Origin of the sequence: Paraburkholderia sp. NMBU_R16, from assembly GCF_013282575.1 — a bacterium.
Lineage (GTDB): Bacteria > Pseudomonadota > Gammaproteobacteria > Burkholderiales > Burkholderiaceae > Trinickia.
Map to the genome: position 1 here is coordinate 1 of NZ_JAAAYE010000233.1, position 922 is coordinate 922.

The 922-nt window shown below is 60.1% G+C and carries 1 protein-coding gene and 1 pseudogene; both read left to right on the forward strand.

Features of this window, described 5'->3' with window-relative positions; all coding sequences use genetic code 11:
• Nucleotides 1-127 (forward strand): annotated as a pseudogene (locus tag GWC77_RS29875) (IS630 family transposase); the annotation flags it as partial.
• Nucleotides 128-224: 97 nt separating this feature from the next.
• On the forward strand, nt 225-922 hold a 698-nt coding region (gene istB / locus GWC77_RS28020; RefSeq protein ID WP_173262818.1), incomplete at its 3' end, for an IS21-like element helper ATPase IstB.

Below are 922 nucleotides of genomic sequence, written 5' to 3' on the forward strand. Positions count from 1 at the left end.
CAGCATCCAACGGTACGTCGATCAGTACAACCTGCATAAACGCCCGTTCATGTGGACGGCCACCGCCGATTCGATACTCGAAAAGATTGGGCGCTTATGCAAAGTTATTTCTGGGACAGAACACTAGTGCAGCACCAGCGCCGACGTCTGCGGCCACCGACACCTATCTGAACGGCGGCCGCTTCGGCCGCGACCTTCACTCCATTCTGATCCATTGAACGCCCATGAATCCCAGTCCAGAACTGAACACGATCCTCAAGCAGTTGCGTCTGTCGGGCGTGCTCGACTCGCTTGAGCAACGTAACCGCCAAGCCATCGACGGGCAACTCGCCTACACGGAGTTCCTCGCCATGTTGTTGCACGATGAGGTCGCACGTCGAGAGCACAAGAAGCTCGGTACACGGCTCGCTCGCGCTGGCTTCTCCCTGGGCAAGACGCTTGAGAACTTCGACTTCGACCGTGTGCCCAAGCTCAATCGCGCACACCTGCACGATCTCGCCACGGGCCGCTACATCGACGAGAAGGTCTGCGTGATGATCGTCGGCCAAACCGGTGTCGGGAAGTCACATCTTGCGCAGGCCTTGGGCCACTGTGCCGCTCGTCAGGGCCGTGACGTCCTGTTCATCACGCAAACCGACCTGCTCAAAAAGCTGCATGCAGCTCGGGCGACCGAGCTCTACGAACGCAAGCTCCGGCAGTTCGTGCGAGTGCCGGTGCTGATCATCGATGACTTCGCGCTCAAACCCCTTCGTGCGCCCCAGGACGAAGACTTCCATGACCTGATCGCCGCCAAGTATGAACGCGCGGCGACGATCTTGACGTCAAATCTGGACTTCAGCGAATGGGGCGATGCGTTCCCCGACAACCGCATCCTCGGCGCCGCCACACTCGATCGGCTGCGCCACGGCGCCTACCGCATCGT